The following is a 17,308-nucleotide window of genomic DNA, read 5'->3' as shown; positions in this document are numbered from 1 at the left end:
TTGGCCTCCCCTATCGAAACCGACGCACTGATCGTCGGTGCCGGCCCTGTCGGGCTGTTCCAGGCCTTCCAGCTGGGCCTGCTTGAAATCTCCTGCCACATCGTCGATGCGCTGCCCGCCGCTGGCGGCCAGTGCGTGGCGTTGTACGGCCACAAGCCCATCTACGACATTCCCGGCACGCCGGTGACCAGTGGGCGCGACCTCGCGCAATCGCTGTTGCAGCAAGTGGCGCCGTTCAAGCCGCAGTTTCACTTTGGTGAGCAGGTGGCAACGCTGGCCCGGCAGGCCGATGGACGGCTGCTGATGACCACGTCGGCCGGCACGTCTTTTCTGGCGAAAACCGTGTTCATCGCGGCGGGTGTCGGGGCTTTCGTGCCCAAGCGCATCGCCGTTGAAGGCATCGAGCACTTCGAGGGCTCATCCCTCTTCTATCACCCCGATTCGCTGGACCGCTTTGCCGGCCAGACGGTGGTGGTCAACGGTGGCGACGACATCGCGCTGGAAACCGCCATTGCCCTCACGGTGACGGCCAGGCAGGTCACGCTGGTTCACCGACGCGACGGTTTCCAGGCCGACGAAGGCACCGTGGCATCGATGCGTGCCCTCGTAGCGGCGGGCAAGCTGGCCCTCAAGGTCGGCCAGCCGACAGCTTTCGACGGCAAGCAACTGCAGATCACCACGCCCGACACCACGACCGTCGAGCTGCCGCTCGATGCGCTGGTCGCCTGCCTCGGCATTTCGCCGCGCCTCGGCCCGATTGCCGATTGGGGACTGGAACTCGAGCGCAAGCAGGTGCCTGTCGACACCGAGAAATACGAAACGCGCGAGCGTGGCGTGTTCGCGGTGGGCGACATCAACACCTATCCGGGCAAGAAGAAGCTCATCGTCTGCGGCTTCCATGAAGCCACGCTGGCCGCCTGGGGCGCCACGGCCATCGTGTTCCCCGGCAAGGCCGTGCCGCTGCAGTACACGACCACCAGCACCCGCCTGCACGAGCTGCTGGGCGTGACCGTTCCGCGCTAGGCAATTGCCGCCAGCAGCGGCCGGTATTCACCGATGAAGCTGCCGATGGCGTCAACGAAACGATCGATGTCCGCATCGGTCACCGGCAAAGACAGCACGATGAAGCCGCGCGGCGAGGCATAAATGCCCTGGCCGATCAGGTGAAAAAACAGCAGTTGCCGCAGGCGCCCGTCGACCGCCGCCAGGTCTTCGGAGCGCAAGACTTCGCCCTTCACGAAATGCGCGTTCATCAGCGAACCCAGGCCGGTGAACTGCATGACCACGCCCTCTTTCGCACACAACGCGTTGAGGCGCGCGCGCATGGCGTCACCCCGGTCGGCCAGCGCGCCCGCCGCCTCGGACGTGAACAGCTTCGTCAGGCCCGCATACCCAGCCGCCATCGTCATCACGTTGTTGTTGAAGGTGCCCGAGTGCGCGAGCGACCCCGTGCGCGGGTCGAACAGCGCCATCACGTCGCGGCGTCCACCGAATGCGCCGAAAGACATGCCGCCGCCGATGTACTTGCCCAGCGTCGTCAGGTCGGAGCGAATGCCGAGTTTGTTCGCCAGGCCGTGCGGCGCCAGGCGTGAGGTCATGACTTCGTCGAAGACCAGCAGTGCACCGACACGCGTGGCCTCGTCGCGCAGTGCCTGCAGGAAGTCGAGACGCCCCGGAATGCAGCCACTGGCCCCTTGCATCGGCTCGATCAGGATGGCCGCGATTTCCGGCCCGTGCGCGTCGATCTGCTCGCGTGCGGTCTGCGCGTCGTTGTAGGGCAACACCAGAAAGTCGAAAGGCACTGTCGTCGGCAACGGCTTCGCGCCGAACCCCAGCACGCCGCCGTGATAGCCACCGGAGAACACCACGATCTTGCGGCGCCCCGTGAAATGCAGCGCCGCGGTGAGCGCCATCAGGTTCGCCTCCGTGCCCGAGTTGGTGAAGCGCAATTGCTCGACCTGCGGAAAGCGCTCGCAGATGACTTGGGCGAGCTTCCCTTCGAGCAGGTTGTGGCCCGTGAGGTTGATGCCGCTCTTCATCGCCTCGATGACGGCATCGCGGATCTCGGGCGCCGAGTGGCCGTAGACGCCGGCCGTGTATTCGGCGATGAAGTCGGCATAGCGGTGGCCGTCTGCGTCCCAGAGCGCAGCACCCTCGCCTTTTGCGATGGTGAGAGGGAACGGTGCGTAGAACAACACCGAGCGGCTGTTGGCGCCAGGCATGTAGCGCGCTTGTTCCTCGAACTGGCGCAGGCTCACCGGGTTGCTCTCGGTGAACTGCCGGTGCGCCTTCTCAAGGGCCTTGTTGATCGCGGTGTCGGTCATGGAAGATGTCCTCTCGATGGTGGTACGTCCGGGCGTTTGCGGCGCATTTAATTGATCAATGCTCAATTAATATTATTTATACGATTAATTGATCGCCTGCACAATGGCGGCTTCCATGAAGAAAACACCTGCCAAGCCCCCGCCCAGGACCGCCGGTCGCCCAGCAGGCGGCGCTGCGTTGACGAAGCAGCGCATCGCCGAAGCGGCGCTGGAATACATCGACGAATTCGGCCTCGGCGCCTTCAGCATGCGCGAGATCGCGACGCGGCTGGGCGTCTATCCGGCCACGGTGCACTGGCATGTGAGCACGCGCGAAGCGCTGCTCGCCGAGGTGGCCGCCACGGCGATGGCCGAAGTCACGCCGTCAGCGGGCAAGCTGACGTGGCAGGCATGGATCGCCGAACTGTTCCGCCGCTGCCGCGCCACCGTGCGGCGTCACCCGAACGTGGCGCAATTGCTCGGCGCCCAGTTGGTGTCGAACGGCAGCCTGCCGACCGAGCTTGTCGAGGGCGTGCTTGCGGCTCTGATCGAAGCCGGCTTCGAGGGCGAATCGCTGCTGGAGGCCTACAACTGCGTGATCGCGGCCATGCTGGGCTTCGTGACGATGGAGTTCTCGCCCCTGCCCTCCGACAACACGCAGGCCTGGGCCGAGGAACTGCGCGAACGCGTCCACACCATTCGCCCGCTCGACCACCCGGTGCTCACGCGCCACCTGCCGTTGCTGGCCAACAAGGCCTTCATCGTGCGCTGGGACAACGGCACGACAGTGCCGCTGGACGGCAGCTTCGAGCGGCACGTGCAGATCACCATCGACGGATTGGAAGCTTTCGCCAGCAGGGTCATCAGGACTGCGTAGGCTCCAGCAGCTCGTAGAGCACCATCCGCGTCTGCCGCCCGCGCAGTTCCACCAGTTCCTCGATGCGGCGCGTGGCGAGCCGCCCTTGCAGCCCCGCGAACGTTTCCTCGGAGAGCAACGTGCGCGTGCCCAGTTGCTTGTTGGTGCCTTCGATGCGGCTCGCCACGTTGATCACATCGCCCAGGGCCGTGTACGACAGGCGATCGCTGGAGCCGAGCACACCCGCCACCGCGAGACCCGTGTGGATGCCGATGCGTGTGCGGAACTCGTGCAAGCCCTCGTCGCGCCACTTCTGGTTGAGTTCGTTCATCTCGGCGTGCAGTTCGAGCGACGCGACGCAGGCTTGGTACTCCGCATCCGGCAGGTCTGCCGGCGCCCCCCACAGCACCATGATGCCGTCGCCCATGAACTTGTCGACCACGCCACCGTGCCGTGCGAACACGCCTGTGGCGAGGTTGAAGTACTCGGTCAACTGGCGCATCAGCACATCGGCTTCCATCGATTCCGAAATAGTGGTGAAGCCTTCCACGTCGGTGAACATCGCGGTGATGCGGCGCGGCGCCCCACTGGGCGCGAGCGTGTGGCCATCAGCAATGAGCTGCTTGATCACATCGACCGGCACGAACTTGCTGAAGGCCTTGAGGCTGCGCGCGGAATCGTCCAGCGCCTGGTTGAGGTGCTGGATTTCCAGCACCCGGCTCTTCTCGAGCGGCAGGTCGTCAAGTTCCAGCCGCCCGATGCGGCGGGCGGTGCGCGAGAGGTTTTCGATCGGCGCGGTCACGAGCTTCGACAGGCGCAGCGAAATGAAGAGCGCGATGGCAAGAAAGCTCAACGTGAGCAGCAGCGACCAGAGCACGTTGCGATGCAGGCCGCCGAGCAGCGCGTCTTCGGGCTCCCAGCTCACGAGCCGCCAGCCCGTGCCCGCGATGAGCGATGTCTGCACCCGGTAGCGCGCTCCCTCATGGTCAAGGGTGAAGGCCGTGTCTTCGGTCCAGCCCCGGCTGCCGTTGGCCAGCATGTGCGCGTGCAGCGCGCCGAGCACGCCACCTTGTGGATCTTCCAGCACGCGAACGACGTGGGGCTGGTCGCCACGTGCGATCACGTGGTGGTCGGCGCTCAGCAACGCGCTGTTGCCATGGCCGGTGCCACCGAACAGCCGGACCAGGCTGGAGAGATGGCCCAACGACACGTCGGCGGCCACCACCAGCGTCTGGGGCGCGCCTTCGTCGTCGCGTCGGTGGCTCGGCCGCGCGTGGCTGACGCCGAGTTCCTTCTCCGCTGGCAGCAGGAAAGGTGCGGTCCATACCGCGTGCCGCGCCTTCTCGGCTTGCAGGTATTCGCCGTCCTTCGTCGGGTCGTCGTCACTGCGGAAGGCCTCGATGCGGGTCGTCGCATAGCGCTGCCTCGGGTCGCTGTCGCCGTCTGAATCGGGTGGCTGCTTGTATTCCCACGTCTCGGTGCTGAACGTCGGATCGCGCAGGACCTGCCGCACGGCTGGCACGGGCTGGCGCAGCGCCATCAACTGGTGGCCGTCGTCGCTGGTCACGCCGATGCTGTCGAGCTCGGGCGTCTGCTCCAGCGCGGTCCAGAGCAACTCTGCGGTCTGGTCGCCGTCTTGGCCCGCCGGATGCAGGCTGGGCGTGTGGGCGATGGCGCGCACCAACGCTTCTGTCTTGGCGAGGAAGGCCAGCACGTTGTCCTCGACCCGGTCGTGGTTGACCTTGTGCGCGGACTCACCCACCCTCGACACCAGCCGTTCCGCTGCCCAGTAGCCGAAAGCCACCAGCAGCAGCGATTGCACCAGCGCGACGGCGCAGATGATGGTGCCGACATCGACCCTGAAGCGCCGCATGCGCGTTCGCGAAGTGTTGTCGGAGCCGACCGGCAAAGGCCCTGCCATGTCCGAACGCCTGAAATCATCATCTGCCATACGGTTTCCCTCCCGCGCATTGAAACGCGCCCTTGTTATTGGCCTTGATTTTCTCCCGTTCGCAGCATGGCCATGGCACGCGCGGCGATGCACTTTCCGGCAAGGGATAAAATCCTCCCCGCGCCGCAGTTCGCTGCAGTGCATTGCTAGGGGTGTCGAGCCGGAATCCGTTCCGGGGCTGACTGAGAGAGTCCCTTTGAACCTGACTGAGGTAATCCTCGCGCAGGGAAGCTGGTCCGGCGGCCTGTCGCGTTGTCTCGCGCGACGGCCGAGCCGCTGGAGCCTCGCCCACCTGCCAAACCTTTTGCACTGGAGCAAACGGATGGCACACGACGACAACAACGAATCTTCCCGCGCCAACGAGGCGCTCTCGCCGCTGCCCGCGTCGAAGCGCGTCTTTGGCTGGCATGACCATGCCTCGCTGTGGTTCAGCCTGGGCGTCGGCCTGCTGGTCATGCAGATCGGCGCCTACTTGGTTCCGGCAGTGGGCACGCGCGACGCGGCCATCGCGATCGTGCTGGGCTCCTGCCTCGGCGCCGGCCTGCTGGCCTGGACCGCGCGGCTGGGCTGCGAAAGCGGACTGGCCAGCGCCGGCCTGATGCATGCCACCTACGGCAGCGCCTTCGCGCGCCTGCCGGTGCTGCTCAACATCGTGCAACTGGTGGGTTGGACCACTTTCGAGCTGGTGATCATGCGCGAGGGCACGCAGGCCATCGGCCAACTGGCTTTCGGCCCGTCGCTCGGCTCCTTTTGGGGCGGCGTGCTGACCACGCTGCTGTGGGGCGCGGTGTTGCTGGCGCTGCTTGCGGGATCGATGGTCAAGCTGGTGCGGCGCTTCGTCAGCCGATTCGGCCTGCCGCTGGTGGTGCTGTCGTTGCTGTGGCTCAGTTGGCAGTTCGCGACGCGGCTGCAGGCCAAGGGGCTGGACGCCTTCTGGGCGCGGCCGGGCGACGGCAGCATGGGCATGTTCGGCGCGCTCGACCTGGTGATCGCGATGCCGGTGTCATGGCTGCCGCTGGTGGCCGACTATGCGCGGCACGGCAAGCGCAGCACGGGTGGTCTGGGCAGCGCGTTCAGCGGCACCTGGATCGGCTACGCGCTGGCCAATATCTGGTGCTACGCGCTGGGCGTGATGGTGGTGAGCGTGGCCGAACCGGGCGTCAGCCTCGTCACCGCGCTGCTGCTCGCACAGGGCGGGCTGGTGGCGCTGGGCCTCATCCTCATCGACGAACTCGACAACGCCTATGGCGACGTCTACTCGGGCTCGGTCTCCACCCACAGCCTGCTGCCGCGCTGGAGCGTGCGGCGCTGGGGCCTGCTGCTGGCCACGCTGTGCATTGCACTGGCGCTGGTGCTGCCGATGCACACGCTCGAACCTTTCCTGCTGCTGCTGAGTTCGGTGTTCGTGCCGCTGTACGGCGTGATCCTCGGGCGCCTGGGCAGTGGTCAATCGGTGGTGGCTACCGGCACGCGCCAGGTCGACTTCGGCGCGGCGCTGATCTGGATCGCGGGCATCGCGGCGTACCACGCCCTTGCCAAGTGGGCGCCCCAGTTGGGCTCGGCATTGCCGACGCTGGCCGCGACCTTCGTGCTTGCGTGGCTCAGCCGCCCGTCGCGGGCAGGCGGTACGTCGGCACTGGCGCAAAGCCGTGGTTGAGCGGACCATGGCCCGCGCCGATCTGCACGTTCGCGCCGGCGGCCATCGCGCCGAGGATGTACGTGCGCGCCTTTTCGACCGCCTCGGGCAAGGCCAAGCCCAGTGCCAGGTGCGCCGCGATGGCGGACGACAGCGTGCAGCCGGTGCCATGCAGGTTGCGGCTTGCGATGCGCCTCGAGGCCAGGCGCTTGCGAGCGCCATCGGACTGCAACAGCACGTCGACCACATCGTCGCCCGGCAGATGGCCGCCCTTGAGCAGCACGGCCTTCGCGCCGAGCGCCAGCAGTTCGTCGGCGGCGCCATCGAGCGCATCCACCCCGTCAATGGCATGGCCGATCAGCAACGCAGCCTCGTCGAGATTGGGCGTGACGACCAACGCGCGCGGGAACAGCTCGCGCACCAATACCTGCACGGTCTCCGCGGCGATCAGCCGGTCGCCGCTCGTGGCGACCATGACCGGATCGAGCACCACGTTCTTCAATTGATAGCGGTCGATGGCCCAGGCCACGACCTCCACCACCTCGGGCGTATGCAGCATGCCGAGCTTGACGGCATCGACGCCGATGTCCTCGATCACCGCCTGGATCTGCGCCTTCAGAAAATCGGGCGGCACGCCGTGAATGCCCGACACGCCCAGCGTGTTCTGCGCGGTGAGCGCGGTGATGGCCGTCATGCCGTAGCAGCCGAGGGCCGCGAAGGTCTTGAGATCGGCCTGGATGCCGGCACCGCCGCCGCTGTCGGAACCGGCGATGGAAAGCACGCGTGCGTAGCGCTGGGGAAGTCCTTGGGTCATACGGAAAATTATCGGCGACCTGCCTTGCATTTCTCCCTCCCCTTCCGGGGGAGGGTCGGGGTGGGGGCAAGCGGCGTATCTATTGGGCGCTCTGCCTGCCCCCATCCCAGCCTTCCCCCAGAGGGGGAAGGAGCAAGACCATGAGCCTGCCATTTCAATCAGTCGCCATCCTCGGCGCGGGCCTCATGGGCCGGCTACTGGCGGTTTCGCTGGCGCAGGCTGGCTGCAAGGTCGACCTGTACGAAGCGGGCAGCGCCGACGCCGAGGGTGCGGCCGCGCGCGTGGCCGCAGCCATGCTCGCGCCGCTGGCCGAATCGGCCGTGGCGCCGGTCTCGGTCGTGCGCATGGGGCAGCACGCGCTGTCGCGCTGGCCCGAACTGCTGGCCTCGCTCGCACAGCCCGTGTTCTTCCAGCGCGAAGGCACGCTGGTGCTCTGGCACCGGCAGGATGCGGCCGAAGCCTCGCGGCTTGCGCGGGTGCTCGCCACGACTGGCGCGCAGGTCCCCGAACTCGCGCCGATGCAAACGCTCGACGCGACAGCCATCGCCGCGCTCGAGCCTTCGCTGGGCCAGCGTTTCGCGCAGGGCCTGTTCCTGCCGGGCGAAGGCCAGCTCGACAACCGCGCCCTGCTTGCATCGCTGCTCGCCACCTTGCAGGGCAGCCCGAACGTCGACCTGCACTGGCAATCACCTCGCGCACTGGCGGACTTCTCACCCGGCCAACCGGGCCAGCCCGACTGGGTGATCGACTGCCGCGGCCTGGGCGCCAAGCCCCAGTGGCAGGCGCTGCGCGGCGTGCGCGGCGAGGTGATCCGCGTGCATGCGCCCGAAGTGACGCTGCAGCGCCCCACGCGCCTCGTGCATCCGCGCTATCCGCTCTACATCGCGCCCAAGCCCGGCAACATCTTCGTGATCGGCGCGACGGAGATCGAGTCGGACGACATGTCGCCCGCCAGCGTGCGCTCCACGCTGGAACTGCTGAGCGCCGCCTACGCCGTGCACAGCGGTTTTGCCGAAGCGCGCATCGTGGAGATCGCCACGCAGTGCCGTCCCACGCTGCCCGACAACCTGCCTGCCATTCGCCAGCCGCAGCCGCGCGTGCTGCAGATCAACGGCCTGTACCGCCACGGCTTCATGATCGCGCCCGCCCTGCTCGACGCCACGATGCAGTTGCTCGCGCACGGCCACGCCACGCTTGCGCGCAGCTTCGGCATGGAGACCTCCGACAACGCATGACGATGAACATCCTGATCAACGACAAGCCCTTTGCGCTGCCCGACAGCGCCACGCTCACCGACGCGCTGGCCGCATTGAATGCCACGCCGCCGTTTGCGGTGGCCGTGAACCGCGAGTTCGTGCCGCGCTCGGCCTATGCGGCGCGCACGCTGCAACCCGACGACCGCATCGAGGTGATTCGCCCCGTGACGGGCGGCTGAACGAACGATGGAGACAACACCCATGACGAACAACACAAACGATCCGCTGGTCCTCTACGGCGAGACCTTTCAAAGCCGGCTGCTGCTCGGCACCGCGCGCTACCCATCGCCCGACCTGCTCGAAGCGGCGGTGAAGCGCGCGAAGCCCGCGATGCTGACCGCGTCGCTGCGCCGCCAGACAGCGAATCAGGGCTCGGGCAACAGCGACCTCGGCAACGGCTTCTGGGAGCTGCTGCGCAACCTGGCCGTGCCGGTGCTGCCCAACACCGCCGGCTGCCACAGCGTGCAGGAAGTGGTCGCCACCGCGCAGATGGCGCGCGAGCTGTTCGACACGCCGTGGATCAAGCTCGAATTGATCGGCGACGACTACACGCTGCAGCCCGACACGCTGAATCTTGTCGATGCCGCATCGCAGCTGATCCGCGACGGCTTCAAGGTGCTGCCCTATTGCACGGAAGACCTGGTGCTGTGCCAGCGGCTGGTCGACGTCGGTTGCCAGGCCGTGATGCCCTGGGCCGCGCCCATCGGCACCGGCCGCGGGCCGATCAACCCTTACGCACTGCAAGTGCTGCGCGACCGGCTCAAGGTGCCGATGCTGGTGGATGCGGGCCTCGGTCTTCCTTCGCATGCCTGCCAGGTGATGGAGTGGGGATACGACGGCGTGCTGCTCAACACCGCCGTCGCCCTGGCGCAGGACCCGGTTGCAATGGCAGGCGCTTTCGCCGATGCCGTGCAGGCGGGCCGCACCGCCTGGCGCGCCGGCGCCATGGCTGCGCAGGATGCGGCGCAACCCAGCACGCCGGTGCTCGGCACGCCCTTCTGGCACCACGCGCCATGAGCACCGCCCCAGACGCCCGCGCCATTGCGCACGCCATCGTCGCAGCCCACGGGTTGCGCTTCGGTGCCATCACCTCGGCGCCCGTCAGCGCGCCGAACTTCTCTTCGGACGATGCGGTCTATCGCGGCGCCAAGCAGGCCTGCACAGCCCTTGGCTTCATCGAGATCGATGCGGAATGCCTCGCCCACGCCTGGCGCGCACAAAGCGAGCGGCTGAGCCAATTCGATGCGGCGCTGTGGCCCGACAGCCCTGTTGATTTCGGCCTGCGGCCGTTTCCGCCCGCTGCACGCGACGATGCTTTTCCGCCCTGCCCCGAACGGCTCGGCCTTTACGCTGTGCTGCCCGATGCAGCATGGGTCGGCCGCATGGCGCGCGCCGGCGTGCCAACCGTGCAGTTGCGCTTCAAGTCCGACGACGCGGCAGCCGTCGAACGCGAAGTGCAGGCGGCTGTCGCAGCGGTGCAGGGCACCGGCGCCCTGCTCTTCATCAACGATCACTGGCAAGTGGCCATCGCTGCGGGTGCCTATGGCATTCACCTTGGCCAGGAAGACCTCGATGCGCTCTCGCCTGAAGAGCTGCAGCAGTTGCGCGCTTCCGGCCTGCGCCTGGGTGTCAGCACCCATGGCTACGCCGAGATGGTGCGCGCCGACGCCGTGAGCCCGAGCTATATCGCGATGGGCGCGGTGTACCCGACAACGCTCAAGCGGATGGCGACCGCACCCCAGGGCGTGGCCCGGCTTGCGGCCTATGCGCGCCTGCTGCGCGGCTATCCGCAGGTCGGCATCGGCGGCATCGATGCCGTGCGACTGCCCGAGGTGCTGGCCACCAGCGTCGGCTCGATCGCTGTGGTGCGCGCGCTGGTCGCGGCCGAAGACCCTGAGGCCACGGCCGCGCAATGGATGGCGGCCATGAGCGCCGCTGCAGGCAACTGAACAGAATGAACCAACGCCACCCCTCCCTTTCGTCCATCCAATCGCTCTCACCCGTCTCACGTGCAATTGCCGTTGTGCTTCTGGCAACGGCTTGCAGCGCACACGCGCAACAGGCTTCGCTGCCCGAAGTCACCGTCAATGAAGGCGCTGCTGCACCGCAAGCAGAGATCAGCGGCTTCGGCGACGTGCCGCTGCGCGAGCTGCCGATCTCGGCGACGGTGATCGACAGCAAGCAACTGCGCGCCAGCGGCGCACGACGGCTGGCAGACCTCACGCAGTTCGATGCCTCGGTCACCGACGCCTACAACTCCGCCGGCTATTGGGACTACCTGACGGTGCGCGGTTTCGTGCTCGACAACCGCTTCAACTACCGGCGCGAAGGCCTGCCGATCAGCGCGGAGACATCGATCCCGCTGGACAACAAGGAACGCGTCGAGATCCTGCGCGGCACCAGCGGCATCCAGGCCGGCACCAGCGCGCCAGGCGGGCTGGTCAACTACGTCGTCAAGCGGCCGACCGAGCAGGACCTGCGCGTCGTGCGCATCGAAACCACCAGCCGTGGCAGCGTGCTGGGCGCCATCGACCTTGGCGGCCGCTTCGGCGAGAACCGCCAGTTCGGCTACCGGCTCAACGTGGCGAGCGAAAACCTCAAGCCGCTGACGCACGACCTCGACGGCAACCGCAACCTGTTTTCGCTCGCAGCCGACTGGCGCATCACGCGCGACTCGGTGCTGGAGTTCGAGATCGAGCAAAGCCACAAGACACAGCCGAGCCAGAACGGCTACAGCCTGCTGGGCCATGTGCTGCCTGCACCGGTCGACCCGCGCATCAACCTCAACAACCAGCCCTGGTCGCAGCCCTCGGTGTTCAAGGCGCTGACGGGCACCGTGCGCTTCAGCCAGGCGATCAACACCGACTGGCGCTGGAGCGCGCAGATCGGCCAGCAGCGCCTGAAAAGCGACGACCGCCTGGCCTACGCCTTCGGCTGCGGCGCCGAGGGCAACTACGACCGCTATTGCTCCGACGGCACCTTCGACGTCTATGACTTTCGCAGCGAGAACGAGCGCCGCACGCTGACTGCGGGCAGCCTCAACCTCAAGGGCAACGTGATGACCGGCAGCGTGCGGCACGAGCTGGGCTTCGGGCTGCTGCAAAGCCGCGTGCGCAACCACTTCCAGAATCAGGCCTACAACTACGCGGGCACCGGCAACATCTGGGCCACGGCCATGGTGCCGCCGAACCCGGACGCCACCACGCCGCAGACCAACCGCGACGAGCGCTCGACCGAACTCTCGGTGCAGGACGCGATCCGCTGGAACGACCGCTTCACCACCTGGCTCGGCGCACGCCACACGCGGCTCGACCGCAGCAGCATCGGCAACGACGGCTCGAATCCGACGGGTTACAAGCAGGGCGTGACCACGCCATGGGTCGCCGCCAGTTTCGCCATCCAGCCGGGGCTGCTCGCTTACGCAAGCTGGGGCCGGGGCATCGAGTCGCAGGTCGTACCCAACAAGAGTTCGCAGTACAGCAATGCCGGCCAGGCGCTGCCGGCGCTGCGCTCGCGCCAGTGGGAGCTGGGCCTGAAGGGTGGCAACGATGCCTTCAACTGGCAACTCGCGTGGTTCGACATCTCGCGGCCGATGACCAACCTCGACCTGTGCAGCGGTCTTTGCGAAGTGCGCAACGACGGCAGCGCGGTGCATCGCGGCCTCGAAGCCGGCGCGCAGTGGAACCAGGGGCCCTGGCGTGTCGGCGGCAGCCTCACGCTGATCGATGCGAAGCGACGCGGGAGCGTGGCCAATCCGGCGCTCAACGGCCAGTCGCCCACCAACGTGCCCAAGCAGGTGCTGCGCGCGCAGACGGCCTACCGCTTCGCATCGGTGCCGGGCCTCGAACTGGCGGGACAGCTTTCGTATGAAGGCCGCCGCAACGTGCTGCCCGATGGCTCGGTCACGCTGCCTTCATGGACGCGCGTCGATGCCGTGCTGCGCTACGACACGAAGATGCGCGGCGCCAATGCGACCTGGACGTTGGCGGTCGACAACCTGTTCGATCGGCGCTACTGGAAGGAGTCGCCCTATCAGTTCAGCCACGTCTATCTGTTCCCGGGTGCGCCGCGCACTTTGCGTCTCGGGTTGAGCATTGCGCTTTGAACATCGCGCACGCCGGAAATTTGGTGCGGCAATAACGCGTGGTTGGGAAGGCCCAAAAAACCACGCTATAATCTAAGGCTTGTTCCTCGATAGCTCAGTTGGTAGAGCGCCGGACTGTTAATCCGTAGGTCCCTGGTTCGAGCCCAGGTCGAGGAGCCACTACAAGCCGCAAGGCAACTGGATGCCCCGCTACTCAAACGTAGCGGGGCATTTTCATTTGCGGCTTCGCGACGCTCATGCATTGCCTCTCAAAAAAATGAAGCCGACTGGCCCGGAATCGACAATTTCATTGAATATAATTTAAGGCTTGTTCCTCGATAGCTCAGTTGGTAGAGCGCCGGACTGTTAATCCGTAGGTCCCTGGTTCGAGCCCAGGTCGAGGAGCCAAAACAAACCCCCGTGGTTCTTGGATGCCCCGCTACTCACAAGGTAGCGGGGCATTTTCTTTGGTGCTCTCGCCTATCGCGGCTGGAATGCGATCAGCCCCATGCCGACGAAACACACGGCGACGCCGGCAACGTCCCACGGCGTGGGTCGCATGCCATCGACGGCCCAGAGCCACGCGATCGCCACGCCGATGTACACGCCGCCGTATGCCGCATAGACGCGGCCCGCTGCTGCTTCATGCAGCGTCAGCAGCCAAGCAAAGGCCGCAAGGCTGATTGCTGCCGGCAGCAGCAGCCAGGCCGAACGGTCCTGCTTGAGCCAGAGGTACGGCAAATAGCAGCCGATGATTTCGGCGAGCGCTGTCGCGACATAAAGAAGAAAGGTCCGCATCCGCCGATTGTGCGGGCCGCTTCATGCGCATCCCTCTTTGCGCTTATCGGCAAGACACGTGAGGCCATTGCTTGATGGCCTCATCGGGCACACCTACACTCGTTCGAATGGTCTGCCCGTCCTCGTCCCGCAAACACCCTGCACGCACCGCCCTGCCCTTGGCAGCAGCCGGCCGCCGCGCGGGTGCTGTCGTTGCGGCGGCCACGACGGCCATCCGACGTACCTCCGCACTTTCCTGAGCCCGGCGGTCCGCTACTTCCCTTCTTGTTGCGCGAACCATTGACCGCCGGGCCCCCTCCGCGCGGTAGCGACTTCGCCTGTTCCACTTCACAGGGCGGCGTCGCATTCAATTGGAGTGCTTCATGCTTGCAACCATTCACGGGGAGCGCACGCTCACCGAACTCGACGCCGCCCGTCTCAACAAACTGAACGGCAGCCAGCTTCCGCCGGTGCTTGCGGATCTTCTCGATCTGGCGGAGGTCCTGCCATCGCGCGAGGTGCCTGCGGACATCGTGACGATGTACTCGCAGGTGCAGATCGAAGACCCGGCCACGCATCAGACGCAGAAGATCACCCTCTGCTACCCCGCCGATGCGGAGCCAGCGTCCGGCTTCATCTCGGTGCTCTCGCCCGTGGGCATCGGCCTGCTCGGGGTGAAGGCCGGCACGCTGGCCCGGTGGCAGATGCCCAATGGCGCGCAAGGTGCGGCGCGCGTGGTCGCGATTCTTTTCCAGCCCGAGGCCAGCGGCGACTACACGACCTGAAGCGCGGCGACGCGCCCACCGTGACACGCCTGTTTTAAAAAGTTTCCTGAGTAATAATCGCCACGCTCCGCTTGTCACCCCGGGCAGTTTTCTGTTCGGCGTCGCGGCTGGAGCGACCGAGGATCGGGTTGCCGGACACCCCGCACATCCCCGTTTCGGACACTGGTCAAGGAGCCCTCGCGGCAAAGGGCCATCGACCAGGCCATGCGCGCAAGACCATGACTTTCGGCACTGGTGTGCCGGACCCCCGGGTCGTATCGTCGCGCGGCCGTTGGCGGCGCGTCGGATCGGGAGGTCGTACAGGCCCCTGCAGTTCCCTCTTCGGTTCTCGACGCGTGATGCCCGCCACGGGCACCGCATTGTTTTCACTTGATAGATCGGGACATGGCTTTTTCTAAACTCTCTCTCGCGAGCGCACTCGCCGGCCTGCTGGTCCTTTCGGGCTGCCAGACCATGGACATGCAAATGGGCAGCCAGTCGGCCAAGACCGTCGCCACCGGCAGCGCGGCCGGCGCGGCCACCTCGGGCGAAAGCAGCCAGCTCGAGCGCTGCGACTCGCCGCTGGGCACCGTCTCGCTGATCGAGAACGTGAACGCCGGCTGGTACACGGTGCTTACCGGCGAATACAAGCTGCCGCCTACGGCCAACCTGCTTCGCCTGCTGGTGCAGCAATCGAACTGCTTCGTGGTGGTCGAGCGCGGCGCGGCCGGCATGAACGCCATGACGCGCGAGCGCGCGCTGATGCAGTCGGGCGAAATGCGCGGCGGCAGCAACTTCGGTCGCGGCCAGATGGTGGCTTCCGACTACGGCCTGTCGCCCGAGATCGTGTTCAGCAACAGCGACGCCGGCGGCATCGGTGGTGCGCTCGGTGGCCTGGTGGGTGGTGGCCGTGGCCGCGCACTGGCCCAGCTCGGCGCCAACCTGCAGACCAAGGAAGCCAGCGCGCTCCTGACGCTGATCGACAACCGCTCGGGCGTGCAGGTCGCGGCGGCCGAAGGCAGTGCGTCGAAGACCGACTTCGGCGGCTTCGCCAACCTGAGTGGTATCTCCGGTGCCGGCGGCATCGGCGGCTATACGCGCACCCCGCAAGGCAAGGTGATCGCCGCGGCCTTCATGGACGCCTTCAACCAGATGGTCCGTTCGCTGCGCAACTACAAGGCGCAGACCGTGCGCGGCCAGGGCCTCGGTGGCGGTGGCCGCCTGGGCGTGGACGGCAGCGCAGCGCCGTCGCAAACCTCGGCGCCGAGCACGTCCAAGGGACGCCGCAAGCAACAACAACAGCAGTAAGCCCACGGGTTCGCCGCCGGCCGACCCGCCACCTTTCTCTGCAGTTCAGAGGTGGCGGGTTTCTGCCGGCTGCTCGAACCAGTTGTTGTTGCGCCCGTCCATGTAGCGCACGGGTGCCGTCGCAAGCTCCTCCAGCGTCACGTCGTCCAGGCAGGTCACGTTCACGCTGACATACGCACCGCCGATTTCGGGAACATTGCCGCGCCCGAACGGCCGGATGCCGCAGTGCCTGCAGAACAGGTGCTCGGCGCTGTGCGTGTTGAACTGGTAGCTCGACAGATCCTCTTCTCCCGACACCAGCGTGAAGGCTTCCGGCTTCATGGTCACACCCCATCCCCTGGCCTTGGTGCAGATGGAGCAATTGCATTTGCCGGTGCCTTCGGCAAGGTCGATCAGCGCCTGAAAGCGCACCTTGCCGCAGTGGCAGCTGCCGTTGTATGTCTTCTTCATGGGTCGAGTCCGTTGGATTGAAAGAGGCGCCAAGGCTACGGGCCATTGCGGACAGATACTGTCCTCGATCACAGGCATCATGCGGGCATGCTGTCTGCCTCCGCACGCCTGATCCGGCTTCTTTCGTTGTTCCAGGCCCAGCGCGCATGGACGGGCGCGGGTCTGGCCGAGCGGCTCGAAATCACCGAGCGCACCTTGCGCCGCGACGTCGATCGCCTTCGCAGCCTGGGCTACACGGTCGACTCCACCTCGGGCGTGGCCGGCGGCTACCGACTGGGCGCGGGCACCGCCCTGCCCCCGCTGATGCTCGAAGACGAAGAAGCCATCGCCGTCGCGCTCAGCCTGGGCAACCCGGCCGGGTCTGCGGGCGACATCGAGAACGCCTCGATGCGCGCGCTGGCCAAGCTCGAACAACTGATGCCGCCCCGCCTGCGCCGCCGGCTCGACAGCGTGCGCTCGTCGGTGGTGCCGGTGGCGCGGGGCAAATCATCCGTGCGCCTGAAAGCAGTCGCCTTCCTTGCTGAAGCCTGCACCGAACGGCTCGTGCTGCGCTTCGGCTACCGCGACCACAACGACGCCGCCACCGCCCGCACGGCAGAGCCGCATCGCGTGGTGCAGACCGGACAGCGCTGGTACTTGCTGGCCTGGGACACGGTGCGCGAGGACTGGCGCACCTTTCGCCTCGACCGCATCGTCGAGCCCGAACCCACGGGCGACCGCTTCACGCCTCGCAGGCTGCCGCACGGCGATGTGGCGACCTATATGGCGCACGCGCTCGACGTATCGCCCTACCTGCATCACGCCAGCGTCGTGGTGCATGCACCGCTCAAGGCAATCGAAGCCCGGATGGGCTGGGTGGGTGGTGTGCCGCAAGCCATCGATGAAGGGTCCACGCGCATCGCCACCGGCGCCAATTCGCTCGACGGGCTGGCCGTCTGGCTCGGTTGCCTGGGACACGACTTCGAGGTGGAGTCGCCTCCGGAGCTGGTCGAGCACCTGGCGCGCGTCGCCGAACGACTCGGCAAGGCGGCGGCGCGCCAGCCCGGAAAAGCCGCGCTCCGCCTCCCCCATCTATAGGATGTGCAGGGGTTCGACCGGACCCTACCCTC

16 protein-coding genes, 2 tRNA genes and 1 riboswitch are annotated in these 17,308 nt (G+C 66.6%); of the genes, 13 read left to right on the top strand and 5 right to left on the bottom strand.

The features are described from left to right. Entirely contained in the window at positions 1-1,023 is a 1,023-nt protein-coding gene (locus H7F35_RS27860; RefSeq protein ID WP_261803383.1) for an NAD(P)/FAD-dependent oxidoreductase, read from the top strand. On the opposite strand, the gene H7F35_RS27855 is transcribed toward H7F35_RS27860, so the two are convergent. Continuing rightward, positions 1,020-2,324: an aspartate aminotransferase family protein gene (locus tag H7F35_RS27855; RefSeq protein ID WP_187109755.1), complete on the bottom strand. Its 1,305-nt coding sequence runs from the start codon at positions 2,322-2,324 to the stop codon at positions 1,020-1,022. The genes H7F35_RS27860 and H7F35_RS27855 overlap by 4 nt on opposite strands. Positions 2,325-2,439: 115 nt before the next feature. Here H7F35_RS27855 and H7F35_RS27850 point away from each other — a divergent pair, with 115 nt between their 5' ends. Beyond that, positions 2,440-3,180 (top strand): TetR/AcrR family transcriptional regulator, encoded by a 741-nt coding sequence (locus H7F35_RS27850; RefSeq protein WP_187109754.1) that lies wholly within the window; start codon positions 2,440-2,442, stop codon positions 3,178-3,180. Here H7F35_RS27850 and H7F35_RS27845 read toward each other — a convergent pair. After that, complete coding sequence (locus H7F35_RS27845) at positions 3,167-5,080, bottom strand: adenylate/guanylate cyclase domain-containing protein (RefSeq protein WP_261803713.1); 1,914 nt, start codon at positions 5,078-5,080, stop codon at positions 3,167-3,169. The genes H7F35_RS27850 and H7F35_RS27845 overlap by 14 nt on opposite strands. Before the next feature lie 168 nt (positions 5,081-5,248). Further along, a riboswitch (TPP riboswitch) is annotated at positions 5,249-5,356 on the top strand. 76 nt (positions 5,357-5,432) lie between these two features. On the opposite strand from H7F35_RS27845, the gene H7F35_RS27840 reads away from it, so the two are divergent. Continuing rightward, positions 5,433-6,767, top strand: a complete 1,335-nt coding sequence (locus H7F35_RS27840; protein ID WP_187109752.1) for a purine-cytosine permease family protein — start codon at positions 5,433-5,435, stop codon at positions 6,765-6,767. On the opposite strand, the gene thiD is transcribed toward H7F35_RS27840, so the two are convergent. Then, on the bottom strand, positions 6,712-7,560 hold the full coding sequence (gene thiD, locus H7F35_RS27835) for a bifunctional hydroxymethylpyrimidine kinase/phosphomethylpyrimidine kinase (RefSeq protein ID WP_187109751.1): 849 nt from the start codon (positions 7,558-7,560) through the stop codon (positions 6,712-6,714). The two genes, H7F35_RS27840 and thiD, sit on opposite strands and share 56 nt — an antisense overlap. A 140-nt stretch (positions 7,561-7,700) precedes the next feature. On the opposite strand from thiD, the gene H7F35_RS27830 reads away from it, so the two are divergent. From H7F35_RS27830 to H7F35_RS27800, 7 genes are all read left to right on the top strand, one after another. Continuing rightward, positions 7,701-8,795 carry an FAD-dependent oxidoreductase gene (locus H7F35_RS27830; protein WP_187109750.1) on the top strand — a complete coding sequence of 365 codons (1,095 nt, stop codon included), beginning with the start codon at positions 7,701-7,703 and terminating at the stop codon, positions 8,793-8,795. Continuing rightward, complete coding sequence (gene thiS, locus H7F35_RS27825) at positions 8,792-8,995, top strand: sulfur carrier protein ThiS (protein WP_187109749.1); 204 nt, start codon at positions 8,792-8,794, stop codon at positions 8,993-8,995. Before H7F35_RS27830 ends, thiS begins: the two co-directional genes overlap by 4 nt. Positions 8,996-9,017: 22 nt before the next feature. Beyond that, positions 9,018-9,833, top strand: coding sequence for a thiazole synthase (locus H7F35_RS27820; protein WP_187109748.1), 816 nt, complete (start codon positions 9,018-9,020; stop codon positions 9,831-9,833). Then, on the top strand, positions 9,830-10,765 hold the full coding sequence (locus H7F35_RS27815; RefSeq protein WP_187109747.1) for a thiamine phosphate synthase: 936 nt from the start codon (positions 9,830-9,832) through the stop codon (positions 10,763-10,765). The genes H7F35_RS27820 and H7F35_RS27815 overlap by 4 nt, the downstream gene beginning before the upstream one ends. A gap of 5 nt (positions 10,766-10,770) precedes the next feature. Next, positions 10,771-12,921 (top strand): TonB-dependent siderophore receptor, encoded by a 2,151-nt coding sequence (locus H7F35_RS27810; protein ID WP_187109746.1) that lies wholly within the window; start codon positions 10,771-10,773, stop codon positions 12,919-12,921. 83 nt (positions 12,922-13,004) lie between these two features. After that, positions 13,005-13,080 (top strand) — tRNA-Asn (locus H7F35_RS27805). 152 nt (positions 13,081-13,232) lie between these two features. Further along, positions 13,233-13,308 (top strand) — tRNA-Asn (locus tag H7F35_RS27800). Positions 13,309-13,380: 72 nt separating this feature from the next. Here the strand turns inward: H7F35_RS27800 and H7F35_RS27795 are convergent. Further along, complete coding sequence (locus H7F35_RS27795; RefSeq protein WP_187109745.1) at positions 13,381-13,698, bottom strand: YnfA family protein; 318 nt, start codon at positions 13,696-13,698, stop codon at positions 13,381-13,383. 362 nt (positions 13,699-14,060) lie between these two features. Here H7F35_RS27795 and H7F35_RS27790 point away from each other — a divergent pair, with 362 nt between their 5' ends. Further along, on the top strand, positions 14,061-14,462 hold the full coding sequence (locus tag H7F35_RS27790; protein WP_187109744.1) for a GreA/GreB family elongation factor: 402 nt from the start codon (positions 14,061-14,063) through the stop codon (positions 14,460-14,462). A 384-nt stretch (positions 14,463-14,846) separates the two neighbouring features. Next, positions 14,847-15,749: a CsgG/HfaB family protein gene (locus H7F35_RS27785; protein ID WP_187109743.1), complete on the top strand. Its 903-nt coding sequence runs from the start codon at positions 14,847-14,849 to the stop codon at positions 15,747-15,749. Positions 15,750-15,794: 45 nt separating this feature from the next. On the opposite strand, the gene H7F35_RS27780 is transcribed toward H7F35_RS27785, so the two are convergent. Further along, positions 15,795-16,199 carry a GFA family protein gene (locus H7F35_RS27780; RefSeq protein ID WP_187109742.1) on the bottom strand — a complete coding sequence of 135 codons (405 nt, stop codon included), beginning with the start codon at positions 16,197-16,199 and terminating at the stop codon, positions 15,795-15,797. Positions 16,200-16,286: 87 nt separating this feature from the next. Here H7F35_RS27780 and H7F35_RS27775 point away from each other — a divergent pair, with 87 nt between their 5' ends. Next, positions 16,287-17,276: a helix-turn-helix transcriptional regulator gene (locus H7F35_RS27775; RefSeq protein WP_187109741.1), complete on the top strand. Its 990-nt coding sequence runs from the start codon at positions 16,287-16,289 to the stop codon at positions 17,274-17,276. Positions 17,277-17,308 lie beyond the last annotated feature (32 nt).

It is taken from the genome of Variovorax sp. PAMC26660, assembly GCF_014302995.1.
Taxonomy (GTDB): Bacteria; Pseudomonadota; Gammaproteobacteria; order Burkholderiales; family Burkholderiaceae_C; genus Variovorax.
Note: the sequence above shows the minus strand (reverse complement) of the source record. Positions and strands in the feature narration are given on the sequence as shown.